At 42.3% G+C, this 26,196-nt stretch carries 14 protein-coding genes, 1 pseudogene and 1 riboswitch; of the genes and pseudogenes, 12 read left to right on the top strand and 3 right to left on the bottom strand.

Going from position 1 to position 26,196, the window contains the following annotated elements:
- The first annotated feature begins 361 nt into the window (after positions 1 to 361).
- The 12 genes from QK890_RS03195 to QK890_RS03140 all read left to right on the top strand — a co-directional run bounded on the left by QK890_RS03195 (position 362) and on the right by QK890_RS03140 (position 20,090).
- Positions 362 to 2,593, top strand: coding sequence for a TonB-dependent receptor (locus QK890_RS03195; protein WP_022012196.1), 2,232 nt, complete (start codon positions 362 to 364; stop codon positions 2,591 to 2,593).
- A gap of 44 nt (positions 2,594 to 2,637) precedes the next feature.
- On the top strand, positions 2,638 to 6,015 hold the full coding sequence (locus QK890_RS03190) for a SusC/RagA family TonB-linked outer membrane protein (protein ID WP_367627191.1): 3,378 nt from the start codon (positions 2,638 to 2,640) through the stop codon (positions 6,013 to 6,015).
- A 10-nt stretch (positions 6,016 to 6,025) separates the two neighbouring features.
- Complete coding sequence (locus QK890_RS03185; RefSeq protein WP_220575526.1) at positions 6,026 to 7,531, top strand: RagB/SusD family nutrient uptake outer membrane protein; 1,506 nt, start codon at positions 6,026 to 6,028, stop codon at positions 7,529 to 7,531.
- A gap of 38 nt (positions 7,532 to 7,569) precedes the next feature.
- Complete coding sequence (locus tag QK890_RS03180; protein ID WP_367627190.1) at positions 7,570 to 8,574, top strand: putative zinc-binding metallopeptidase; 1,005 nt, start codon at positions 7,570 to 7,572, stop codon at positions 8,572 to 8,574.
- Between the two features lie 5 nt (positions 8,575 to 8,579).
- Positions 8,580 to 9,605 carry a DUF4302 domain-containing protein gene (locus QK890_RS03175; RefSeq protein WP_220575528.1) on the top strand — a complete coding sequence of 342 codons (1,026 nt, stop codon included), beginning with the start codon at positions 8,580 to 8,582 and terminating at the stop codon, positions 9,603 to 9,605.
- Positions 9,606 to 9,626: 21 nt separating this feature from the next.
- Positions 9,627 to 10,262, top strand: a complete 636-nt coding sequence (locus tag QK890_RS03170; protein WP_220575529.1) for a hypothetical protein — start codon at positions 9,627 to 9,629, stop codon at positions 10,260 to 10,262.
- Between the two features lie 17 nt (positions 10,263 to 10,279).
- On the top strand, positions 10,280 to 11,467 hold the full coding sequence (locus QK890_RS03165; RefSeq protein WP_005776737.1) for a DUF4856 domain-containing protein: 1,188 nt from the start codon (positions 10,280 to 10,282) through the stop codon (positions 11,465 to 11,467).
- Positions 11,468 to 11,475: 8 nt separating this feature from the next.
- Complete coding sequence (locus tag QK890_RS03160; RefSeq protein WP_220575530.1) at positions 11,476 to 12,576, top strand: fibronectin type III domain-containing protein; 1,101 nt, start codon at positions 11,476 to 11,478, stop codon at positions 12,574 to 12,576.
- A 27-nt stretch (positions 12,577 to 12,603) separates the two neighbouring features.
- Positions 12,604 to 13,527, top strand: coding sequence for a hypothetical protein (locus tag QK890_RS03155; RefSeq protein WP_220575531.1), 924 nt, complete (start codon positions 12,604 to 12,606; stop codon positions 13,525 to 13,527).
- 80 nt (positions 13,528 to 13,607) lie between these two features.
- Positions 13,608 to 15,884 (top strand): SLBB domain-containing protein, encoded by a 2,277-nt coding sequence (locus QK890_RS03150; RefSeq protein ID WP_220575532.1) that lies wholly within the window; start codon positions 13,608 to 13,610, stop codon positions 15,882 to 15,884.
- Positions 15,885 to 16,224: 340 nt separating this feature from the next.
- Positions 16,225 to 16,444, top strand: a riboswitch (cobalamin riboswitch).
- Positions 16,445 to 16,504: 60 nt separating this feature from the next.
- The gene (locus tag QK890_RS03145) at positions 16,505 to 19,021 is read left to right on the top strand and encodes a ribonucleoside-diphosphate reductase subunit alpha (RefSeq protein WP_220575533.1); all 2,517 of its coding nucleotides are present in this window, start codon (positions 16,505 to 16,507) and stop codon (positions 19,019 to 19,021) included.
- A gap of 19 nt (positions 19,022 to 19,040) precedes the next feature.
- Entirely contained in the window at positions 19,041 to 20,090 is a 1,050-nt protein-coding gene (locus tag QK890_RS03140; protein ID WP_005808712.1) for a ribonucleotide-diphosphate reductase subunit beta, read from the top strand.
- 489 nt (positions 20,091 to 20,579) lie between these two features.
- Here QK890_RS03140 and QK890_RS03135 read toward each other — a convergent pair.
- From QK890_RS03135 to QK890_RS03125, 3 genes and pseudogenes are all read right to left on the bottom strand, one after another.
- Positions 20,580 to 21,753: pseudogene (locus QK890_RS03135) on the bottom strand (TolC family protein).
- A 1-nt stretch (position 21,754) separates the two neighbouring features.
- The gene (locus QK890_RS03130; protein WP_367627189.1) at positions 21,755 to 24,868 is read right to left on the bottom strand and encodes an efflux RND transporter permease subunit; all 3,114 of its coding nucleotides are present in this window, start codon (positions 24,866 to 24,868) and stop codon (positions 21,755 to 21,757) included.
- Positions 24,869 to 24,885: 17 nt separating this feature from the next.
- Entirely contained in the window at positions 24,886 to 26,079 is a 1,194-nt protein-coding gene (locus QK890_RS03125) for an efflux RND transporter periplasmic adaptor subunit (protein WP_032530266.1), read from the bottom strand.
- Positions 26,080 to 26,196: the final 117 nt, after the last annotated feature.

Here is a 26,196-nt window from a genome sequence, read left to right as displayed (position 1 = left end):
TCATGCTCATACTCTGTGTGTAAGCAATCTGTTTTATGTAATGTTAGGAAAAATTTCGATTTGGTGCAAATACCTAAATATAGTGATTGTGGGTTAAATTTAGTGTCTTTATCTTTGCCGCCGTAATTAAACAAACAACTAAACTATATTAAGGAATACAGTTTCTATACCCTAACAAACATTAGAGTTTTGCTTTCCTTTTTTTCCTATCCATGCAGGCACTACAGCTTTTCTAAAAGAGTCGATATGGGTGTTAAGTAAGCAGGTTATACCGCTATTCGTAGCTTGATTTCTGCAAAGCGCATCTCTTGTGGAGGTAAATCTAATAGAAGCCCCCTGACAATGTTACAATTTTATTAATATGACAAATAGAAAACCTTTATTTATCATCCTCTTTTCTTTGGGATATTCAGCTATATACTCACAGGAACAGCAGGTGAAGAGTGACTCCATCTACCAGTTACAAGAGGTAGTAGTATCATCCCAACAAATACTTGGAAGCAAGTTTAAAGCAAGAAACCGTACAGGCTCGGCATATTATATCTCGCCCGAGGAAATTCGCAAGCTTGGATATACGGATATCAACCGCATGCTGAAAGCCGTTCCGGGAGTTAATATGTATGAAGAAGACGGTTTCGGGCTTCGTCCGAACATTAGTTTGAGAGGAACGAAGGCCGAGCGAAGTGAGCGTATCTCTATTATGGAGGACGGTGTACTGGCGGCACCGGCTCCTTATTCTGCTCCGGCGGCTTATTATTTTCCAAATGTTGCCCGAATGGAAGCTATTGAGGTACTGAAAGGGAGTAGTCAGGTACAATACGGCCCGTTCACTACGGGAGGAGCCATTAATCTGGTATCGACTCCTATTCCGAACAACTTTTCCGGCAAAGCAAACATTTCTTACGGAAGTAAGAATACGTTTAAATCTCATGCAGCTATCGGAAGTAACTGGAAACATTTTGGATATATGGTGGAATATCTGCGTTATCAATCGGATGGTTTCAAGAGATACGAAGATTATGCAGCCGAAGGATTTAAAAGAAATGACATTATAGCCAAAATGGTGGTAAAAACGGATAAAGTAAGGGGAGTGAATCATGCTTTGGAACTGAAATTCGGATATGCAGGCGAAAATTCGGATGAAACGTATGTGGGGCTTTCCGCAGATGATTTTAAGAAAACCCCTTTTCTCCGGTATGCAGGTTCGCAAATGGATAAACTTAAAACTGATCATCAGCAGTGGGTTGCTACTTATCTTCTGACTTTTTCCAACAAATTGAAAGTAACTACCAACGCATACTATAACTATTTTCACCGGAATTGGTACAAACTAAATGATGTGCGTGCAGGAATCACCTCGAAAGAGAAAATATCCGTCGCCGATGTACTTATAGACCCGGAAACTAATATCCGCTATTTTGATATTCTAACAGGAAAAACAGACCGGGAGGGTGAGGCCTTATTGGTAAGAGCCAATAACAGAACTTATCGTTCCAGAGGTATACAAACCAGAGCTGAATACCGTTTCAACGTGAAAGAGTTCTTCTTCGACCTGGAGTTCGGGCTTCGTTATCATGCCGATGAGGAAGATCGTTTTCAATGGGATGACTCTTACTCAATGAAAAATAAGAAGATGGTACTATTCATGGAAGGTATTCACGGTACAAATGCCAACCGTGTTACTTCTGCCAACGCTTTAGCCAGTTACCTGCTTGCCAAATTAAGATATAACGTGTGGACTATTACTGCCGGGTTACGATACGAGGACATAGACTTATTGAAAAAAGACTATACGAAAGAAGATTTGGCGCGTTCGGGTAAAGTACGTATTGAGACCCCGAACCATGCACGTGTACTGATTCCGGGAATAGGCGTACACTATCAATTGCTTCCGGCCGCTTCTGTTTTCTTCGGGGTCCACAAAGGGTTTGCTCCTCCAAGCGCGGAATTATATCAAAAGCCTGAAAGCAGTGTGAATATGGAATTGGGCACACGTGTTTCTATCGGGAAATTCAAAGCAGAGCTAATAGGCTTCTACAACAATTACAGTAATATGCTGGGAAGCGATCTGGCCGCTTCGGGCGGATCCGGAACGCTTGAGCAGTTCAACGTGGGAGAGGCCCGAGTAAAAGGTGCGGAGTTTCTGGTGCAATATCAGCCTCTGCCTCATACTTGTAGCCTAAGATTGCCTTTGCAGTTATCATATACTTATACGGATACGGAAATGAGGAACTCGTTCGAAAGCCACTCATGGGGTAATGTAGTTAGAGGTGATGAAATACCTTATATTTTCAAACACGCTCTGAACATGCAATTGGGGATAGAATATAAATGGTTCTACGCAAATATAGGTGCACGCTATAACAGTGACATGCGCACCTCACCCGGGCAGGGAACAATTGCGGAGAGAGAGAAAGTTCCGGCGAACCTTATACTCGACGCTTCGGTCAATGTACTTGTAAATAAATATCTGACGCTCAGGTTAAACGCGATCAACCTGACCAATAGGGTTTACCTTACATCCCGCCATCCTGCGGGTCTGAGAGCAGGACATCCTTTTGGAATCTATGCAGGAGCTAATGTACAGTTCTGATATTAAAATTCAATTGTGATAAACAACAAAAAGAATAAATAACAATGAATGCAACATCGATTATAAAAATTGTAATTAGTAGTTTGCTGCTGGCAATCTTTTCTCAGATTTGTCTGGCACAGGAGCCGGCAGAGATAAAAGGTACAGTACGTTCTACAACTGGAGAATTTCTGCCGGGAGCTACGGTGGTAGTGGAAGGAACAGCACGAGGGGTTATTACAAACGTGGAAGGGAAGTTCTCCCTTAAAGCTCGGAAAGGGCAGATGCTGAAAGTGAGTTTCGTGGGAATGAAAACCCGGGTAGTCAAAATCACGTCCGGTATAATGAATATAATACTTCAAGACGATGTACAAGAGATAGAGGGAGTGGTGGTCACCGGCTATCAACAGATTAAAAACAGGGTTTTTACAGGGGCGGCAGCTTCGGTAAAACTGGATGAAATCAAGCTAAACGGTATATCGGATGTATCGCGCATGCTCGAAGGACGTATCGCGGGACTTTCCATACAGAATGTAACAGGAAGTTTCGGTGCGGCACCCCGGATCAATATACGGGGCGGTGCTTCCATAATGGGGAATGTACAGCCTCTATGGGTTATAGACGGAGCAGTATACGAAGATCTTGTCTCGCTTACACTTGACCAGCTGGCTTCGGGTGATGCTGTAACCCTCATCAGTTCGGCTGTTGCCGGGCTGAATGCATCTGATATTGAAGATATACAGGTATTGAAAGATGCTTCGGCAACTTCGATCTATGGTGCCAGAGCATTGAATGGAGTGATCGTAATCACCACTCGATCCGGTCAAAGGAATTCGCCGAACAGATTTTCTTATACATACGAACTAAGTATGCGCTCTATTCCTTCCTATACGAATTTCGATCTGCTCAATTCTCAGGAGAGTATGTCTATTTATCAGGAGATGGACAGAAAGGGATATTTCTCTTTGCAAAATACACTATATGGGCGTCGCAGTGGAGTGTATTATCAAATGTATAAAGCACTCAATACAGTTGATCCGACTACCGGGCGATATTATCTGGAGAATACGGATGATGCTAAACGGACGTTTATGCGCGCAAGAGAGTATGCTAACACTGATTGGTTTAAAGAGCTGTTTACATATAAGCCTATCCATACACATACGGTGACTTTTTCCGGAGGAGGAGAGAATTCTGCTATGTATGCTTCTATCGGCTTTTATGATGACAGGGGATGGACACTGGCTGACAATGTTAAAAGGATTACTGCCAATATCAAGAACTCTTTCTACTGGAACGAGGACAAGATAAAGGTTACTATATCCGCACAAGGAAATCTGCGTAACCAAAACTCGCCGGGAACGATTTCGCAACGTAAAAATACTGTTATCGGAACATTCGAACGTGATTTCGATATTAATCCTTTTAGTTATGCTTTAAGTACGAGCCGCACTTTACGTCCTCATAATGCGGATGGCGAACGAGAGTACTATCGGAACAACTGGGCTCCGTTCAACATCCTGAATGAATTTGAAAACAATTACCTTAAAACCGAAGTGTTGGATCTCAAATTGCAGGGCGAACTCTCATACAGGCTTAATAACAACATTGAAGTAAAAGGATTGGCTACGATACGTCATGCGGTTACCAAAAGTTCGCATTTTATAACTGAAGGATCTAATGTGATACAGGCTTTTCGTGCCAACGAGACTCCCTATGTAGCCCGGGAAAACATTTATCTGTTGAAGAATAAAGATGAGCTGATGCAACTGCCCCGGGTGGCATTGACACATGGAGGTATATTCAATAAAACGGAAACTTCTTTGCGAAGTTATTTGGGACGTCTGGCTTTGGATTATAATAAGCAACTGGGCGAGCATAATATACGCGCTTTCGGATTTACTGAAATACGATATGCCGATCGCAGCATCAACCCCTTTCAAGGTTATGGGATACAGTATGATAGAGGGAATCAGGTTTTTTCCAACCCCTTGGTTTTTGAAAAGTTGACCAATGAAGGAGATACCTATTTTTCTCTGACCGAACGTTATGAAAGGGGAGTGACGCTATCGGGCAGCGCTACTTACGGTTATGCCGGAAAATACATTTTCAATGGGGTATTCAATTATGAAGGATCCAACACTGCGGGTAAATATAGTCGTTCTCGCTGGTTGCCGACTTGGAATATCGGAGCCAAATGGAATCTGGATCAGGAGGAGTATATGAAAAAATACTCTACCATTTCAAGACTCGCCCTGCGTGCAAGTTATGGACTAACTGCCAAAATGAATGAACAAGCTATTAACTCTACTGCGGTTTTCAACCATCTTATAGTCAACCGTACTCTTCTGAAAGACAGGGAGAATGCGTTGCGTATTTTACATTTGGAAAATCGTGATCTGACGTGGGAAAAAATGTATGAGTTGAACTTCGGTCTTGAACTTGGACTGTTCAACAATCGCATTAGTGCAACATTTGATGTGTACCAACGCAATTCGTTCGATCTGATAGATCTTATCCGTACTTCCGGTGTGGGAGGACAGTATTACAAATATGCTAATTTCGGGGATATGCGTACGCGCGGAGTGGAGTTGGCGGTACAGACCCAAAATATATTGAGTGAGAAATTCAGTTGGTCTACCACATTTACTATCAGCGGAATGAAACAGAAGATTACCCGGTTGCTGAATACCCCTAACACCTTCGATATGGTGGCCGGAACCGGACGTGGCAACATTGTCGGTTTTCCACGTGGATCTCTGTTTTCTTTCAATTTTCAGGGGCTTAACAGTGATGGTCTGCCTACTTTCGATTTCGGACTTTATCCTTCCAACAAGGGAGTGAACAGTGAAATATCAGGAGCAGACTTTCTGGATGCCCAGCATTCAAAGTCGTACCTTATTTACCACGGACCTATTGAACCGAGTTATATAGGAGGTATTGCCAATACCTTTAAGTATAAAAACTGGGAATTATCGTGCTTCGTTACCATGCAAGCAGGTAATAAGATTCGGCTGAACCCGTCGTTTGATCCGGCATTTGCCGACCTTAATGTATTTTCTAAAGAGTACTACAACCGCTGGTTGACCCCCGGTGATGAGTGGAAAACAAATATTCCCGTTATTCCTTCACAGGATCTGATACGGAATATCGGAAAAGAAAATATCGAAAAAGCTTATAACACCTATAACTATTCACAAAATAGGGTGGCCGATGGCAGTTTCGTGCGTATGAAAAACATCTCGTTGGGATATCGTCTGCCTCAAAGATTCCTTTCCTTTCTCAAAATCAAGCAGATGAATGTAAAGGTAAACGTGACGAATCCATTCCTGATCTATTCGGATAAGAAACTAAACGGGCAAGACCCTGAGTTTTATAGATCAGGGGGAGTTTCACTACCTACTCCCAAACAATATACGATGACATTGAATGTTGAATTTTAATTGGACAAAAATGAAGAAGACAATCTTTTTAAGTATCATGATCCTTCTGCTGACGGCGTGTCAGGACTATCTGGAAACAAATCCGGATTCTACCCTTGATGTACAAATAGACAGCGAGGACAAAATAGCCGAGCTCCTTACCGGAGCCTATCCCGAAGCCAGTTATTTTGCTTTCCTGGAAGCACGTACGGATAATGTGGAAGAAAGGGTAAACGGCATTCATTCGCGGTTGAACGAAGCGATGTATTATTGGGAAGACTACGATCAGGAAGATTTAGATACTCCGCTGAATTATTGGAATGCATGTTATGCCGGAATCGCTCAAGCCAATCAGGCATTAGAGTTACTCGGTAAATACCCTAAAACCGATCGGGTAAAAGCGTTGTATGGAGAAGCGTTTCTCTTGCGTGCTTATCTGCATTTCATGTTGATAAATATCTGGGCCGAGCCTTACGGAACCGCCAAATCGGCAACAGCCCCGGGCATACCTTATTTAAATCGACCTGAAAAAAATGCACTGGTAGACTATGAGCGCGGAACGGTGAAGGAGGTGTATGAAAAGATTGAAAAAGATATGAAACTGGGTCTTTCGTTGGTGGATGATGCTTATTACATCAAGCCTAAATTTCATTTCAATAAGAAAGCGGCCTATGCTTTTGCTTCGCGCTTTTATCTGATTAAGGGAGAATGGGACCGGGTGGTCTCATATTCTGATTATGTACTTGGTGTCGATCCAAAGCCTGTCTTAAGAAACTGGCAGAAGTATAAAAAGGAATTTAACTCCAATAATAAGTATCTCTATATTCGGTATGCAAGTGTTGATGAACCAGCCAATTTATTGTTAGCTACCACAGAATCAAGAGTAGCACGTAATATCCCCTCAGAAAAATATGGAGTAACAACCCAAAGTGCCGAAAAGGTGTATAATCAACACGGAATAGACGGATGTTTTAATTTCCGGAAAATGAAGATGCAGCCGTACTTTCTGTTCAACTATAATGATGGACGTATAGACGACGGACAATATATAGCAAAATTCGATGAACTGTCATTATCCGGTTATACAGGTATACGTCCCAGAGGGCTGTATGTTACCAATGTTTTATTCTCTACCGACGAAGTTATGCTCAACCGGATGGAAGCGTATGCCATGCTTGGAGAGTATGATAAAGCAATAGATGATTTGTTGGTCTACTTATCTGCCAAGTATGGAGTGTACCCTTCTTGCAACCGTTCGGCTTATACGCAGACAAGTAGCGACAATTACCAGACTTATACTCCATTCTATGGAATGAGTATCAATCAGTTGGCGCTGATAAAAATCTTTTTAGGTTTTAGAAGACAGGAATTCCTGCACGAAGGTCTGAGGTGGTTTGACATTCGCCGTTTTTATATATCGGTCAAACGTACATCGAAGTGTAAGTTTTACAGGCAACTGGAAAAAGAAGATTCCAGAAAACTTCTGCAAATTCCGGCAGAAGCCATTAACCGGGGATTGGTTCCTAATCCCCGATAAAATATTCTAAAAAATAATTAAACAATAAAACCGAGCGTATGAAAACAATAATCAAAAAAATGAAATTCAGATATTTTATCCGGGGAAGTCTGTATTTTCTCGTTACCTCTTTCCTATTGGCAGGCTGTGAGAAGGAAGCACCCTTATCTGATCGGAGTGTAGTGGAAGCGGGTGCGGTAGAGCGTGAAAAAACAGAGTTGGACAAATGGATATTGGATACATTCACCCTCCCTTACGGCATCGAAGTGGAATATCGGTGGGACAAAAATGTAGTGCAAAACGGGAGCTATATCTATCCTCCCGAAGTCGCTAATGTAAAAAGTGTGCTCAAGGCTATCAAGGCCTTATGGATTGATCTCTACACAAGCCCCGATTTGGGAGGAGAAAAGTTTTTATTGGGAAAGAATCCTCTTAAAATATATATGTACGGAGGAAGAAATGTAGATGGAAACGGGATGGAATTATTAGACAATCCCGAGGCGACAACTAATGAGATGTTTCTGTACAACATCAACGAGTTCGATCCTAAAGATGAAGATAAAGTTTTTGTCTTAATGCGAAGTGTACATCACCAGTTTGCCAGACATCTTATGGAGCTTTTCCCTTACGACAGAAACAGATTCCTATCCATAAGTAGAAATAAATATATCGAATCGACCACCCCCATTGCATGGGTCTTCAAAGGAGAGACGCATGGACGTAGAGTGTTCGTTTTGGCCAGATATGCCAATAGAAAAGGCTTTTTTACCTACCATTCTCTTCTCTCGCCCGAAAAGGACTTTGCGGAAATTATCAGTTCAAAGCTGACACATACCCTCAAAGATATACTTAAAGCCTTGACTGAAGCAAAAACTCCTTATACAGCCGGATCGGATCAGGACCTCCAAAATGCATATAATGAACAAGCTGTCCAGGCATACAAAGAGTTGACAGAAAAGCAAAAATTGGTAGAAGATTACTTCAAGAAAGAAATTAAGATTTCGCTTAATTATCTTCAACTGAGAAGTATAAAGCAATTAAAAGCATTTACTAAACAAAAATAAAAAGCATGAAAACAGGATTTCGAATACTGATTCTGATAATGGTTTTCTTTTCATGTAAGGATGAAGGAATCTTCGACTTATCTCCTTCTGAACGGAACGCGAAACATATTAGCGAACTGAGAAAGGAGCTTATAAATGCTCCTTACGGATGGTCTGTCACCTACTTTCCCCGAACAGACTCTCTGCTGTTTACGAATGTGAACGAATTGATAACTCTTCCCAAAGGGATATTCGACGAAAAGTATAAATATGGATATGGCGGACACTGCTTCCTGATGAGGTTCTCTGACAATGGAGTTGTACAGGCTGTGGCCGATTATACCGAGCAGAGTTTGCAGGAAGTTCGGCAAAGTGAGTTTGAAGTAAGCCAAAATACATTCACACAACTGAGTTTTACTACTTATAACTATCTGCACTCTTTGGTGAACGACCGGTTCACCGGTTCTTCGGATTTTCTTTATACAGGAAAAGATATTGACGGAAATCTGATATTTAAAACATCTTCATATACAGAGCCTGCACGGGAGTATATTGTATTTACAAAACTGAAGAGTGATGAAAGTTGGCAGGAGGATATTAGAAAGTCATATGACAATAAGCTGTTCTTTGAGAAGATGAAAAATCCTCAACTAAGTATCCGTAAGGCTGACCGGGTTTATTTTCGAAGCGACATGCGTATGAATGCCACTTATAGCACGGATGGAAATACGAAACAACCACTGGAAGTATATCAACGCTATCGTCTGTTTCTTGCCGTAGATTACTTTGCTCCTCGGGGATGGCTTGGGAATAAGGTGAGAGGCTTGGGATCGGGATATGTAGGTACAGCTGACGGCTTGACTTTCAGGCCCGGTATACGGTATAGTGAAACATACACTTTTTATGATTTCCGCAGAGAGGGAGAGCGGTTCGTCTGTGAACTTGTCAAAGTGTTTGACCCTTATAGTAAAACAATGCGTTGGGTAAGCAGATATCTTGCTCCCGAAGGAGAAAAGACCGGAGTAATAGCTGAAATCCGGGATGAAATTTAAATATTAAAAACCAGAATGAATATGAAACATATATGGATAATTTGCCTGCTGGTTGTATGCAGCTGCAATACAGTAAAAGAAGATTTCGCAGTGAATGAAGATTATGAAAAACTATTTCCACCTAAAGAGATAGAGAAACCTGCAAACAAGCGTGGAGAGCTGTTCGTGCAATTGTGTGATCCCAATCAGGCATTGGAAAGTTACCAATACCCCGGTACGGAAGCACCGGATGACGCTGAACAATATAAGATAACCCTGATATGTTCGTTTCAGGAAAAAAGTTGGGATGGAAACCTTACAAATGATGTCATTGCCCAGTACAAAGTGAAATATATTAATGAGAAGAAAGAGTTGGTGACAATCAGTTGTGGAAAGAAGAGTGCGGGAGTGGCACGGGAGGATACAGGCCGGTTAATCCCCAACGTAATGTATAATGGAGAGAAATTGGAAATCTCTTTTAATGTCCATTCGGGATTTTCTCTATATCTGTGTGTTACCGGGGAGGGACCCAGGTCTTCCAACATAAAAGCAAGTATCAAAGCCGTTTCTACCGACGGACTGATTGAAATTCCCGGTTTGGAAACAGAGCAATATCAAAATGAGGAAGGGATCAACCCACTGAGGTATCCTTATTGTGAATATTTGATTTTACCTTAAGAAAAAATAGCAAAAAGATGAATTACTTACTGAAATATATACTCTCTTTCTGTCTGCTGACGAGTGTTGCAGCTTGTACCGAAGGGATAAATGAAACAGTGGAAAGTGCGTACCAACTTCCGGTATTTCCTGAACCTTCATACAAATTCTCAAGAAACGGGGAGAGTTCTGTAAATGTGCTGGAATGTGAATTTCTGAAATCTCCCATTGACCGAATTTTTTCGGAATATATGAATGAAGCGCGTATGAGTACTCAAAGAGATTATGACGAAGCACGCCGTATCTATCATGAAGGGACATTCGGACTGAAACCCCAGAAAGAAGTTTCCACTTCTCCTGTACATCTGAACGATAGAGAAAAGATTCTGCGAGACATTGACAATTGGTTTGAAACTTCTGCACGCATTGCGGGTTTAGGGGCGAACATTCCCTCTTACGAACATAGGAACAGGGAAGCTGCGAAAGGTTCGACGGGATATGTAGGCAATAATATAAGCGATTCAGATATCTGTTATGTAGATGAGAAAGGGATTGCCGTGGCCGAGGTTTACAAATATGCTGTTATGGGGGCGATATATCTGGACAAAATATTGAATATACATCTGGGTGAGGAAATATTGGGAAATAACGAGATACTTGTCCGAAACGACCTGACACAACTCTTACCCGGTCATAACTATACAGAGTTAGAGCATCATTGGGATCTGGCTTATGGATATTACAGCTTCTGGAAAACATTGGCTCAGGCCGATGGCTTACCTGCCCTAAAAGACTGTCACTTACGCATCTTCCGCTCATTTGTAAAAGGACGGACCTTTATGGAGACTTCCCGATATGATGAAATGAGGCTACAGGCCGATACCATCAGACAAGAGCTTTCGCGGGTGGTTGCCGCAAGAGCTATGAATCTGCTTGTCGGCCCTAATACATTTGCCAATCTAAAAGAGAATCCCAGACGTGCATTCCGCCTGCTCTCCCAAGCTTACGGGTTGATCTATGCTGCACAATTTGCACGTAATACGCAAGGAAAGCCATTCATTACAAACGAAGAAACCGGAAACTTATTGCATGAACTGGAGAAGAACGATGGTTTATGGGATAAAGAGCGCTTATTGGGAAGAGAGCAAACCGAAGGGGCGTTATATAATTTGGCAACTCGCATTGGAAAAATATTTGGAGTTTCATTGGAAGACATTAAAAAATAAGGAGAAAAATGAGAAAGATACATAAACTGCTTTTACCGATAATTATATTCATGTCGGCAACAATCCAAGTCAAAGCTCAAAAAGAAAATATCATTCCCAATGGAGGATATGAAGAGTGGAGAGATGGGGGACAGCCCATTGGCTGGCGTATAGCAAGCGACTTTAGTCCGGAACAAGTACATGAGAGGCGTCCCGAGAGTCCGGGTACATATGCACTTAAGATATGGCTCAACGGAGGATCTATCTATTTGGCTCAACCTACACCGGTAGAAGGGGGAAAACAATATGCATTCTCTTTCTGGTACAAAACGAATATAAAAAACACTGAAATAGCAGTAACTTTATTGTGGTATGATGATGGAAGGGTAAAAAGTAGAGAGAAAATACTTTCGGTAAGAACAGTTAAAGATGAATGGAAAAAAGCGGAGGGTGTCGTAACAATTCCGAAAAATGTTTATAGTATGGGGATGGGCATAAAAACACTTCGGGTTTATCAGGAGGGCTATATGCTGTTCGACGATATGTCGATGGTGCCCAAAGGGAACGGACCGGACATATCTTCCGTTCCGAAAGCCCCCCGCAATCTGAGTATAAAAGCGTATCAGAGCGAAATGGAGATCTCTTGGAATAAAGTCATGGATGAAGAAATGCGATGGGAAGTTATGTTTGATGGCAAAACCGAAACAACCACATCCGGAAATTCATATATGAAGACAAAACTTAAACCGGGAAGTGAGCACCACGTTAAAGTAAGAGCAGTAAAGGGTAACGAGTTTTCACCATATGCCGAACGAAAAGGAGTGACGAAAGGAATGAGTAAAGCAGAAAACTCTGAAGATCGGATTCCTTACTTGCGTACTATCACTCCTGACGGGAGTTGTAAGGGGCGTTTCCTAAAGCTCTATTATAATGAACTGGCCAATCCTGATGCGAGAATCTCTTATAAATTGAACGGAATAACAGTTAACCCTAAAGATGATACTTTAGAGTTCCCGGAGTTCGGAGGGTTTTACAAACAGTTTCGACTGGAAATCTATATTGATGAGGGAGAAGGTCGTGAATGGGAGATTTTATATCCTCAACTGGGTGTAGAAAAGATTCAAGAATAAAAATACAATTAAACAGGAAACAAACCAATGATAAAGAATGTAATAACCCAATTGTGTATCGTTTTTTGCCTTATTTGCTTTTTTGCATGTGAAAAACAAAAAGAAGAACTTCCCGATATCCGCATAGGAAAAGAGAAGGGTGTCGAAGAATTGTTGTTGAATAAACAAACGGAAAAAAGACTCCTTCTCTCAGGCGGAAACGGGAAATACATAGTTAACGTAGAAAACGCACAGATAGCTACTGCCTATATAAGTATGGACACGCTTAAGGTAAAAGGTCTGTTGGAAGGTGAAACGTTTGTCACTATCATTTCGCATGACAAGCGTGCAAGGCTGAAAATCAGCGTGGTCTTTCCCGACTTGGAAGTGAGCCATTCAACGGTTCAGTTCCTTCCCGGATTTAAAAGTAAATACGTAAGTATCTTCGGAGGAGGGGAACTGACCAAATTGGAAGAGAACGACCCGGCGGATATCATGGATATCAAATGGGACGGCTCTACCGGGATGCTTGAGATAAATCCTAAATATGAGGGAGAAGCCCAAGTTATCGCTATTTCAGAAGATGCAAAAGAGAAGAAAATCATCCATATTAAAGTGAGACCGGAAGGAGAACTGGAGACTTTGGGTTGGTATAGTACCAATGCAAGTTCATATTATTTGATTCTGAATAATAAAATGGTGGTCAAAAGAAAAGGAGTAGGTACGTGGATTGCAAACAGCGCCCGTCCTTATGGAGGGGGAGGAGTGACTTATAGTAGTTCTTATATAAAATTAGCTCCCATTGTGAACCCCATACAGGGTGATTCTGTTGATCTGAATATTCTTCGTTATGAATCCCAAAAACCGCAAATAACAGAAGGGATACATCGGTTGTTTGTAGAAGAAGTGCGTGAGTCGGAAGTCATGTTGCGGGGGAGAGGTTTCAAGTTTCTGCTTCCTTATCAGAAGTGAAATATGGATGTGGATTGTGTTGATTTATGGGATTCATTATTTGTGTTAGAATCTATATGATTAATTAATAACTGTGTTTTATGAGTATAGAAATATTGTTGCAAACCGTTGCTGCGAGTTTTTCTTGTCAGTCGCTTTTTTGCGTCACAAAAAAAGTAAGCTGTCTGATTGATAAGATATCCGGCAGGGTGAATGATAAGGGAGCATTGTTATTTGCCCTGTTCATTCTATTGGCGGGTGGGAGCAGGGCAAGGCAACATAGAAAAGAGGATTTTATAATCCGTGGTAAGCAGGTTGCAGTTTTTGGACGCAATATATTTACAGACCGGAATTTATCTTTTGAACCTAACCTGGATATCCCTACCCCTGAAAATTATGTGTTAGGACCCGGAGACGAATTGATTATCGATGTGTGGGGCACTTCCGAAAATACAGTCAGAGAAATTATTTCTCCTGAAGGTACTATTCACGTGGCAGGTATAGGTCCCATCTTTCTGGATGGAATGAGTATACAGGATGCCGAACGGAGCTTAAGACGTGAATTCAGTAAGATTTATGCCGCTATTTCCGGAAAATCGGTTCATATCAAGTTATCATTAGGGGGAATCCGTACCATCATGATCAATGTCATGGGTGAAGTACAGGTACCGGGTACTTACCGCTTGTCGGCATTTGCATCGGTATTTCATGCCTTGTATCGTGCCGGTGGGGTCAGTGGTATTGGAAGTTTACGTGATATTCGTGTTGTGAGAGGTGGAAAAGAGGTCGCTTGCATTGATGTATATGATTACATTATGAAAGGAAAGTTGACGGACGACATCCGTTTATCGGAAGGCGATGTCATTTTGATTCCTCCTTATGAGAATTTGGTTAGTATTTCCGGAAAAGTCAAACGTCCGATGGCGTATGAAATGAAAAAAGGAGAAACCATAACAACTCTGCTCAGCTATGCGGGAGGTTTCACGGGAGATGCTTACCGGGACGCGATACGTCTGTTTCGTCTGAATGGGAAAGAGAAACAGATATACAATGTAGGGCAGGATGATTACCAATCTTTTGTTTTGACCGACGGTGATGAATTGTCTGTTGAGGCGGTATTGCAACGTTTCTCAAACAAAGTTGAAGTTCGTGGTGCTGTGTACCGTGCCGGCGTATATCAATTGGACGATAGTATCACGGGAACTGTCAGGCAGTTGATCAGTAGAGCAGAAGGACTTCGGGGAGATGCTTTTCTCAACAGGGCTTTGTTGAGACGTGAGCATGAAGACCTAACACATGAAATGATCCCGGTCGATTTGAAAAGAATGATGGCTGGTGCAGTCTCCGACCTACGTTTACAGAAAAATGATGTTCTTTATATCTCGAGTGTGAAAGACATTGAGAAAGAAGGTACTTTATCTATCTATGGTGATATAAGGAATCCGGGAGATTTCCCTTATGTTAAAAATACGTCCATACAGGATTTGATTGTAAAAGCGGGAGGATTGCTGGAATCTGCTTCTATGGTCCGGATTGATGTCTCGCGGCGGATTAGAGATCCTAAGAGTATATCATCTTCCACTGTTATCGGAAAAAGCTTTGCGGTTGAACTTAAAAACGGGCTGGTGATGGGGGAGGATAAAGGATTTGAACTGGAACCCTATGATATCGTTTTCATTCGCCGAAGTCCGGGATATCGTAAACAGGCCAATGTAACAGTTGAAGGCGAAGTGGCCTTCACCGGTAATTATACATTAATCCAAAGCAATGAGAGGCTGAGTAGTCTGATAGCAAGAGCCGGCGGACTATCGAAAGAAGCTTATGTAAAAGGAGCGCGTCTGATACGCAGAATGACGGCGGATGAAATGCGTCAGAAAAATGATGTTCTACGTTTGTCGGTCAGAGGAAGTGAAAAGGCTTCTGTATCTCCGGTTACTCTGGAAGCCTCTTCCACTTATCCGGTAGGCATAGAACTTGAGAAAGCATTGGTAAATCCAGGCTCTGACGAAGATATGGTTTTGCGCGAAGGAGATGTACTTTTCGTTCCTAAATATGTCAGCACGGTAACAATCAATGGAGCTGTGATGTATCCTAATACGATACTTTATCAGAAGGGGAGCAGTCTTAGTTATTACATTGAGCAGGCAGGTGGATTTGGAAACCGGGCACTGAAGCGGCGTGTTTATGTAATATATATGAATGGTATGGTTTCTCGTCTGAAAAGGAGAATGGGCAATGCAATTGAACCCGGATGTGAAATAATAGTGCCAAGCAAAAAGGGCAGGAAAAAAACTGTGGCGGCGGACGTTATAGGGATGAATATTTCCATCGCCTCTATTGCCGCAATGGTGGCTGCTATGGTTGGTATGACAAAGTAATGTTCATAATAAAAAGAGTAATCCGACAGCTTTTTGTACCCTTAAGATTAAATAAGGAGGCAACTTATAACAGAGTTAGTGGAAAAAATGTCAGTCAGTAACAAAGAAAAGGGACAATCAGCCTAAAACAAATTAACGGTATACGTAATTTTTTCCATCTTGCGCACTAAGATGTATATCTCGCGTGCTAAGATGTGCATCTTGGCTGCTGAGATATACATCTCGGCTACTGAGATGAACTTTAATTGCCTTCTCAGTTAGGATGGATAATCTGTGCATAATACATCTTATGGCAACTTTTTTTAACTACGGAATTATTTGTATATTACTGAAGTCTTTCGTTATTTTGTGGCGAATTGGTTCACTTATGCTTTTCTGCATAAGTGATTAAAAGGGAATCGGGTGTAAATCCCGGACAGTCCCGCTGCTGTGAAACTCCGGTAGACTTACCGATACTAAACTTATTGCCACTGCATTGCCCAAGTAGATGAGGAGAAGTGTGGGAAGGCATCGGAAAGGAGGAGTCAGTCAGAAGACCTGCCATTCATCAAAGGCTGTTTCTACTCGGGGGGTAGGGGAACAGTGCGAAACGATAAAATAATTCATTTCAAGAACATTTCATGCAAATAATCAAGAGGAATGGGGCAACGGAACCATATAATAGAGAAAAGATAGCCGTTGCGATACGGAAGAGTTTTGCCAGTACCGGAAGAGAAGTACCGGACGAAACCGTTTACACAATTGTAGATGAAGTACAACTCTTTTTGTGTGATGAAGTACACCGTAGCGTGGAACAGATTCAAGATGAGGTAGAACGTAGTTTGATGGAACATGGCTTTTATGCCGAAGCTAAAAACTATATACTTTATCGTTGGCAACGTACGGAACGGAGAAAAGCTTTTAACCATATTGTCAGCAGTATAGGTTCTGAAGCGTTGGCTGACACATTGAAAGATATTCAAAAGGATTTTGTTGCCAATGAATATAGTTTGATGATCCTGGCAGAGAAGTTTGTAAACCTCTGCAAAACCGATATGACAGCTGAAGAGAGGTTGACGACTCTTATTAAGGCTGCCGTAGAGCTTACTACGCAAGAGGCGCCTGACTGGGAATTTATTGCTGCCCGTTTGTTTAATTTTCAGTTGACGCAGAAGTTAAAGGTACAGGCAGAAATTGCCGGTATTTATTCTTTTTATGACAAGCTGCGCTATTTGACGGATGAAGGTTTGTATGGTGACTATATCCTGAGCGCTTATTCTCCACGAGAAATAGAAGTGGCTGCCGGGTTTATGTGTCCCGAACGTGATAAACTTTTCAATTATTCGGGATTGGATCTTCTCGCGAAACGTTATCTTATCCGTACGCACTCACATGAACCAATGGAATCGGTACAAGAAATGTATTTGGGGATTGCGCTTCATTTGGGTATGTCCGAAAAGTGTGATAGATTGCAGTGGGTAAAGAAGTTCTATGATATGCTGAGTCGGTTAGAAGTAACCATGGCAACCCCTACACTGTCCAATGCCCGCAAGCCTTATCACCAGTTATCCAGTTGTTTTATTGATACAGTGCCCGATAGCCTGGAGGGGATTTATCGCAGTATCGATAATTTTGCCATGGTCAGTAAGTTTGGCGGAGGAATGGGAATGTATTTTGGTAAGGTGCGTGCGGCAGGAGGAAATATACGAGGGTTTAAGGGAGTGGCAGGCGGAGTAATACGCTGGATGAAACTGGTAAATGACACTGCCGTAGCTGTCGACCAACTGGGTATGCGTCAGGGAGCTGTAGCAGTATATCTGGATGTCTGGCACAAAGATTTGCCCGAATTCCTGCAACTCCGCACCAATAATGGAGACGACCGGATGAAGGCACATGATATCTTTCCTGCCGTATGCTATCCTGATTTGTTCTGGCGTATGGCAAAGGAAGACCTGAATCAGCAATGGCACTTGTTCTGTCCCAACGAAATTATGAATGTCAAAGGGTATTGCCTGGAGGATTATTATGGAGAAGAGTGGGAGCAAAAATACTTGGATTGTATAAACGATCCCCTTCTCTCTAAGCGGGTTCTGAACATCAAAGATATTGTCCGGTTGATACTACGCTCTGCCGTAGAGACAGGGACGCCTTTCACATTCAACCGGGATACAGTGAACAGGGCTAATCCTAATTCGCATCGGGGGATTATTTATTGTTCTAACCTATGTACGGAAATAGCTCAGAATATGTCATCCATTGAAACAGTTTCCACTGAGGTCCGTACGGAAGGTGGTGATACGGTTGTAGTCAATACCGTCCGTCCCGGTGACTTTGTCGTTTGTAACCTTGCCAGCTTGTCGCTCGGACATCTTCCATTGGAGGATGAACGGCAGATGAAAGAAAAAATAGCTGTTGTAGTACGTGCGCTCGACAATGTGATTGATTTGAATTTCTATCCTATCCCTTTTGCCCGGATAACAAACCATCGATACCGTAGCATCGGTTTAGGGGTGAGCGGTTACCATCACGCACTTGCATTGCGTGGTATCCGTTGGGAAAGCGTGGAGCATCTTGATTTCATTGATAAAGTATTTGAGTGTATCAATTATGCCGCCATCGAAGCAAGTACCGGGCTTGCTAAGGAAAAAGGAAGATATGTTTATTTCGAAGGAAGTGACTGGCAAACCGGAGCTTATTTTGCGAAACGTGGTTATGATTCTCCTCAATGGAAAGATTTGGCGGTCAAGGTTGCGGCAGATGGCATGAGAAATGCTTATCTTCTGGCTATTGCTCCTACCAGCAGCACTAGTATCATTGCCGGAACAACTGCCGGAACAGATCCGGTCATGAAACGTTTTTTTCTTGAAGAAAAGAAGGGTGCCATGCTTCCGCGAGTGGCTCCGTCATTGTCTGATAAGACGTATTGGTTGTATAAGGGAGCTTACCGGATAGACCAGACATGGAGCATACGTGCTGCGGGTATCCGGCAATTGCATATTGATCAGGCACAAAGCTTGAATTTGTATATCACCAATGATTTTACCATGAGACAGGTATTAAACCTTTATCTGTTGGCATGGGAATGCGGAGTGAAGACAGTGTACTATGTACGCAGTAAATCGCTGGAAGTGGAAGAATGTGAAAGTTGTGCATCCTGACTAACATTAAATAATAAATATGGAAATAAAGAAATTAAAGAAGAATGCCCTCTTCAATCCCGAGGGTGATACCGAACTCCGTCTCAGAAAAATGATTGGCGGGAATACAACTAATTTGAATGATTTCAACAATATGCACTACAAATGGGTAAGTGACTGGTATCGTCAGGCCATGAATAATTTCTGGATACCCGAAGAAATCAATCTTACTCAGGATACAAAGGATTATCCACATCTGGATAAGGCGGAACGGACAGCTTATGACAAGATATTGAGCTTCCTTGTTTTCCTTGACTCCCTGCAAAGTAACAATCTGCCTACTATCAGTGAATACATTACAGCAAATGAAGTCAATCTCTGCCTGCATATTCAAGCCTTTCAAGAGTGCGTCCATAGCCAAAGTTACAGTTATATGCTGGACTCTATATGTAGTCCGGAGGAGCGCAATGACATTCTGTATCAATGGAAAACAGATGAACATCTATTAAAAAGAAACACTTTTATAGGTAATTGCTATAATGAATTTCAGGAAAGCCAGGACAGCTTTACGTTGATGAAAACATTGATAGCCAATTATATACTGGAGGGTATTTATTTTTACAGTGGCTTCATGTTTTTCTATAACCTGAGTCGTAACGGAAAGATGTCTGGATCTGCTCAGGAAATCCGTTATATCAATCGGGATGAAAATACCCATCTTTGGCTGTTTCGTAATATCATTCTGGAATTGAAGAAGGAAGAACCGGAATTGTTTACTTCTGATAGGGTGAAAGTATACGAAGCGATGATGCGTGAAGGAGTGAAACAGGAAATAGAATGGGGGCAATATGTGATAGGTGACGAGATCCAGGGATTGAATAAGAAAATGATAGAAGACTACATTCGTTATTTAGGAAACCTCCGCTGGACCAGTCTTGGATTTACTCCATTGTATGAAGACAATTTAAAAGAACCCGAAAGCATGCGTTGGGTATCACAATATTCCAATGCCAATATGGTAAAGACTGATTTCTTTGAGGCTAAGAGTACTGCTTATGCAAAAAGTACAGCATTGGAAGATGATTTGTAATTGATGTATTTGAATAAATCGGCATTTTTCATTTCATTTGTCCCGTTACAGCGAAAAAGTAAATGAATTGCTGGTCGGTCATTGTTATTATGTACTGAATGTCTGATTCTTTTTCTTGGGACGTATAGGGAGTGAGAGTTTTTAAATAAAGAACTTTCCGGTATTCATAACCCGGAAAGTTCTTTATTTAAATTGTATGTTACTATTTATAGTATTAACATATGGGATAATATGTTCTACGGGTATGGTCAGAATCTATCGTACCACAAGATGAAAAATAGAAATGCCCCCAGTAGTCCTCCTATGAACATTTCCGGCAACGGATAGTAATTGTAAAAACAATCCTGTTCACCACACTGTGAAACGAAAAACCAGTAACATGCGCCGGCTATGACTCCCAAACATGCAAAAATGATAAACATCTGTCTGGGCGGGAAAGTGTTTTGACTCTTACAGAATTTTTTTCTTGCAGGTTTCATATCTCAATGTTTATAGTTCGACTGCCGACAAATCAGCCAACGCTTTCTCAAAATCACGTTCGGCAGCCAATGTCTGGTTTACGGTATCATAATACAACCCTATTTCAACTATATAATTCAACAGGTTTATTTCACCAACATCCAGCGCTTTCATCAGGAGATCGGTGTTATTAAGCGATTGTAGTGATTTTCTGTACCCGGCGGCCGTTTGTTGCAGTCCGTTGGCACGCATGTATAGGTTTTGCAGCCTGTTGTAAAACTGTTGTTTGCTTTCCTGCTCTCTGGTCTGGGCTGCGATGACACCGGCTTTCGCCTGTTTCACACGATTCTTGTTTTCCCATAGAGGAATGGAAATGCCAATGTTGGCGCCTTGGTACTTTTGTCCAAGGGTTTTCTCCAATGAATACCCCGCGGAGAATTTCGGAAATCTCATAGCTTTATTCAATTTTACTTCTTTTCTGCTTACTTCAATCTGTTGTTTTACGTACTGCAGCAATGGATTTTTTTGCTCGGCGGATAAATACCACTCTTCAAAATCAGCGGGCAGGGAAGCCGGGCTGTAATTATTTTCTTCTAAAAGGATCTCTATACCACCATTCAGACGTTTGAGTTCGGACAGAAGGGTATTTCTTTCCACCTCTACCCGTGACATTTCTCCTTGTACAGTAGATAGGTTCAATTGTACTTTATTGTATTCCAATATGCTGGCATCTCCACGGTCCAACCTCTGCTTGTATGCATCTGCTATGGTTTGTGCATGACGCAAGCGGATTTCCAGCTCTTTCTTCAGCCCATTGTAGTAAATCAGGTCAATAGCGTACTGTTTGGCCTCCAACAGGAGATTGATCCTTTCGGAGGCATATTGTAGTTCTACCAGTTGGTTTTTGTTATTGGCCAACCGACTTTTCATTCCGGTAATCGTCGGGATGTCGAAAGTCTGTGTGACACTGAAATCTTTCCTTGTACCTATATTGGAGGGGGTCCCCCAAAGATAACCAAATGCGACATCAGGGTCAGACAGATATATACCTGTCTTATTCCCTAATTTTTGAGCCTTCATTTCTTCCTTCAATGCTTTGCTTCGTATTGTTCTCCTCAATAGAAAAGAGTATGCTGCTTATATTTTCTTGGGCGGCAAGCGACATACTTGCCAGCAACGCCACTATTATTATAATTGTTTTCATTTTAGTCTTCTGTTATTTCAATTATTTCAACTTGTTTTTCCTGTTTGCGATTAATAAACAGGTACATGATGGGGATAATGAATCCGTTCAGGATGGTTGAACTCAAAAGTCCTCCCAATATCACTTTAGCCATCGGGCTCTGTATTTCATTACCGGGTAATTCGCCACCCAATGCCAATGGAATCAATGCCAGTCCGGAGGACAAAGCCGTCATCAGAATCGGATTCAGGCGGTCCAGAGAACCGTACAGGATACTATCATTCACAGACATACCGGAAGCACGCAGGCTGTTGTACTTATCTATGAGCAGCATACCATTGCGTGTAGCGATACCGAACAGGGAGATAAAGCCTATGATTGCCGGTATACTTAATATACCCGATGTGAAATAGATGCTGAAAACGCCTCCGATCAGGGCCAGTGGCAGATTCAGTAGAATTACCAGTGACTGGGTCGTACTTTTGAATTCCTTGAATAGGAGCAGGAAGATGACCAGTATAGAAAATACGGAGGTAATAGTGATGATGCGTGAAGCAGCCTGCTCACTTTCAAATTGTCCGCCATATTCAAGGTGATATCCTTCCGGTAACTGGATTTCACTATCGACTTTTTTCTGAATATCATTTACTACACCACGTAAATCCCGGTCAGCAACGTTGGCTGAGATTACCAATTTACGTGCAACATTTTCACGGCTGATTGTATTGGGACCCATTGATGAAACTACATTGGCAATATTTTCCAAAGATACTTTACGACCGTTGGCATCCACAATCAGTTTACGTATCCTTTCCGCATTTTCACGGCTACTATCATTTACCTTTAGAGTCAGATCGAAAGATTTATTTTCCTCATATACCTGTGATACCGCCTCGCCTCCAAGCATTACATTTACAATATCTGCAAATTGCGGAAGTGTGACGCCGTATTTTGCCAGCATTTCCCGTTTGGGTTCTATTTTCAACTGAGGGCGTTCCACTTGTTGTTCTACGTTCAGGTCTGCTACACCTTCGATATTCTGGATGGAGTTCTTAATCTGGTTTCCGATTTCATACATCCTGTTTAGGTCTGTACCAAACAGTTTAATGGCAATATTGGCTCTCGACCCCGACAACATAGCGTTGATACGGTGGGTGATAGGCGCGCCGATTTCGATATTCACTCCCAGTATAACTTTTATCTTTTCACGGATTTCTGCCAATACTTCATCCTTTGAACGCTTGTCAAGCACGAACGGTGCTTCAATTTCAGAAGTATTCACTCCTAATGCGTGTTCGTCCAGTTCCGCACGTCCGGTTTTGCGCCCCACAGTTTGCACCTCTGGCACTGACAATAGAATTTCTTCAGCCATCCGCCCGATTTTATCGGACTCCTCCAGTGAGATTCCCGGCAGGGTACTGATGCTTATCGTAAACGAACCTTCATTAAACGGGGGGAGAAAACTACGCCCGAACGAAGCCATCATAATCAATGCTGCGATCAACATAGCACCGATTCCTCCCAGAACCACTTTCTTGTGGCATAGGGTCCATTGCAAAGCTACCTTGTATCCGGATTTCAGTTTGCGGACCAGATAAGGATCACGTTCTTCACCATTTCCCTTTTGCTTGTTCAGCAGATAACTGCACAGAACAGGGGTAAGGGTCAGGGCAACAACAGTGGAGGCAAAAAGGGAAATGACAAAGGTAATACCCAGCGGCGCCAACATCCTACCTTCCATACCGGAAAGGAAGAAAAGAGGAACAAAACTGGCAACGATTATCAGTGTGGAGTTTAAGATAGGCATACGTACCTCTTTGGAGGCTTCAAATACAACCGTTATGACACTCTTTTGTTCCTCTTTAGGTTTTTGCCTGTTCTCCTTCAGACGCTTGAATATGTTTTCCACGTCTACAATCGCATCGTCCACCAATGAACCGATAGCAATGGCGATACCTCCCAGACTCATCGTGTTGATGGTAAGTCCCAGTACTTTCAGGGTAAGAATGGCAACAATAACGGCAAGTGGTATGGTTATCAGTGAAATAATGGTGGTGCGTACGTTCATCAGGAAGAGAAGCAGTACGATAACCACAAAAATACCGCCTTCATATAGAGACTTCTGTACATTGTCAATCGAGTTGTTGATAAAGCGGGCCTGACGGAAAATGTCAGTGGTTACTTTTACGTCTTCTGGCATAACTTTTTGTAAGTCGGCCAATGATTGGTCCAACTTGTCAGTCAATTCAAGGGTGCTTGTATTGGGCTGCTTGGTTACTGTCATTAACACAGCGGATTTACCCCGGTCGGAAGCTAACCCCATTTTGGGGGCTTTAGCCCCGATTTTTACTTCCGCAATATTCTCCAGAACGATAGGCGCTTCGTTGATATTTTTTATCACAGCTTTTCGCAGTGCTTCCACTTTATTGGTTGACAACATACCACGGACGATGAACTCATTTCCAAACTCATATAATACACCTCCTGAAGCATTCCGGTTCATATCTTTTACAACGTCAATGACTTCATTCAATCCGATTCCGTAGCGTTTCATCTTACCCGGATCAAGCAATATCTGATACTCCTTGATATCACCTCCCAAAACCGTAACCTGAGCTACGCCGCCGGTAGACAACAGGCGAGGACGTATGGTCCAATCGGCCATGGTTCTCAGGCTTTGAAGTGACACGCTATCGGAAGTCAGTCCGATAATCACTAATTCTCCCAGGATAGAGGATTGCGGGCCTAAAGTAGGTTTTCCAACATTGGAGGGTAATGCGTCTCCCACTACGGCCAGCTTCTCGGAAACGATCTGTCGTGCCCTATAGATATCGGTCCCCCAGTTGAATTCAACCCATACGATAGAGAATCCGGTAGTAGAGGAGGAGCGTACACGGCGTACGTCAGTGGCACCGTTTACAGCGGTTTCTACCGGGAAGGTCACTAAACGTTCCACTTCTTCGGGAGCCATACCTTTGGCCTCCGTCATTACTACAACGGTAGGAGCGTTGAGATCGGGGAAAACATCCACTTCCATATTGGCAGCTGTATAGGTTCCCGCAATGATTAGCAATAGAGCTCCTATCAGAACAACGATGCGGTTGTTCAACGAAAATTTAATTATCTTGTTCAGCATGATTTCTTCCTTTTGAGTTAATGACTATGTCCTTCGGGCAGTACAGAAGAGTTTGAAGCCAGTTTTACCTGATAAGCGCCTTTGATAACTACCTTATCACCGGTACTAAGTCCGGAAAGCACTCTTACGTTTTTCCCGTCGCTCTCTCCAATGGCTATTTCACGTTTGAGGAATTCTTCTTCGCCTATTTGGAGATAGACGAAATAGATACCTTGCTCTTCGGTAAGTGCCGAGACGGGAATTGAAATGACATTGTTTTGAGGAGTGGCCAGCAGGTAAACCTCCACGTAAGAACCAGGGATGAAATCGCCGATATTGTCGAACTCGAAAGTTACAGGAATATAGAAAGAAGTTTCATCGGCAGCTTTACCAAAGGACAGCAGGCGTCCGTTAAGATCTGCCAACCGGTATGCCTTGTTATTGTAAGACACTACAAAATTGGCATTTCTGATTTTTCCAAGTTCATTGAAATAATTCTCCGAGACATCGGCTCTCAATTGTAGTCTCCTGTTCTTGGAAACCGTGGCAATCGGTTGTCCGACAGATACAAATTCACCTTGGTTGACCAATCTGTTCTTGATATATCCGCTGATTGGGGTGGTTACTTTAACCCCGGATGCCGTAACGTTGGTTGCCTGTGCTTCATAGGCTGTTCTTGCATTCTCGTATTTCAGGCGTGATTGTTCAAACTCCTTTTCCGAGATGATTTTGTCCTTTACCAGGCCTTCGGCACGTTTGAACTCTTTTAGGGCTGTTTCATAGGTGATCTTTGCTTTTGCTACCGGATCACCTTCATAAAGATTTCTGGCTGAAATAGTCACAATCGTAGTTCCTGTACCAACCGGTGCTCCCTCGATAATGGACCGAGCCGGGAAGGATACGATACCGTTAGTGATAGCTACAATGGTCGCTTCATCTCCTTGGGCAGATTGTATCTGTCCGCTGGTCTTTATGACTTGGCTGAATATGCCGGGTTCTACATTATATACTTCCAGCCCGATAGCGTCGGCCTGTTGCCGGGTGAAAACTATTTCGTCCGAGTGCTCTTCACCGGAGTTTTTTTCTTCTTTGTGATTATGCCCATCATCTTCTTCATGGTTGTGACCATCGCCTTTTTGATGGGTTTCTACCGTTTTTTTATCACTTTGTTTTTTATCGCAAGATGTCAGGGAAATGGCCGCAGCCAATATTATGAATATATATTTTTTCATTTTTGTAATTTTTAGAAATTTGACTGAAAGGGAAAGACCGTGTGGCGCAATCGTATAACCGGCAATATCATACCGGGGAGAAACATCCTTATGCTCTTACGAAAAGAATACGCATAG

Origin of the sequence: Bacteroides sp. NGMCC 1.200775 (genome assembly GCF_040798045.1) — a bacterium.
Classification (GTDB): Bacteria; Bacteroidota; Bacteroidia; order Bacteroidales; family Bacteroidaceae; genus Bacteroides; species Bacteroides hominis.
Note: the sequence above shows the minus strand (reverse complement) of the source record. Positions and strands in the feature narration are given on the sequence as shown.

Coding starts and splice junctions, on each gene's coding strand:
- QK890_RS03160 (WP_220575530.1), top strand. CDS start 11,476: ATGAGAAAGATACATAAACTGCTTTTACCGATAATTATATTCATGTCG.
- QK890_RS03150 (WP_220575532.1), top strand. CDS start 13,608: ATGAGTATAGAAATATTGTTGCAAACCGTTGCTGCGAGTTTTTCTTGT.
- QK890_RS03125 (WP_032530266.1), bottom strand. CDS start 26,079: ATGAAAAAATATATATTCATAATATTGGCTGCGGCCATTTCCCTGACA.
- QK890_RS03145 (WP_220575533.1), top strand. CDS start 16,505: ATGCAAATAATCAAGAGGAATGGGGCAACGGAACCATATAATAGAGAA.
- QK890_RS03175 (WP_220575528.1), top strand. CDS start 8,580: ATGAAAACAGGATTTCGAATACTGATTCTGATAATGGTTTTCTTTTCA.
- QK890_RS03195 (WP_022012196.1), top strand. CDS start 362: ATGACAAATAGAAAACCTTTATTTATCATCCTCTTTTCTTTGGGATAT.
- QK890_RS03185 (WP_220575526.1), top strand. CDS start 6,026: ATGAAGAAGACAATCTTTTTAAGTATCATGATCCTTCTGCTGACGGCG.
- QK890_RS03130 (WP_367627189.1), bottom strand. CDS start 24,868: ATGCTGAACAAGATAATTAAATTTTCGTTGAACAACCGCATCGTTGTT.
- QK890_RS03155 (WP_220575531.1), top strand. CDS start 12,604: ATGATAAAGAATGTAATAACCCAATTGTGTATCGTTTTTTGCCTTATT.
- QK890_RS03140 (WP_005808712.1), top strand. CDS start 19,041: ATGGAAATAAAGAAATTAAAGAAGAATGCCCTCTTCAATCCCGAGGGT.
- QK890_RS03190 (WP_367627191.1), top strand. CDS start 2,638: ATGAATGCAACATCGATTATAAAAATTGTAATTAGTAGTTTGCTGCTG.
- QK890_RS03180 (WP_367627190.1), top strand. CDS start 7,570: ATGAAAACAATAATCAAAAAAATGAAATTCAGATATTTTATCCGGGGA.
- QK890_RS03165 (WP_005776737.1), top strand. CDS start 10,280: ATGAATTACTTACTGAAATATATACTCTCTTTCTGTCTGCTGACGAGT.
- QK890_RS03170 (WP_220575529.1), top strand. CDS start 9,627: ATGAAACATATATGGATAATTTGCCTGCTGGTTGTATGCAGCTGCAAT.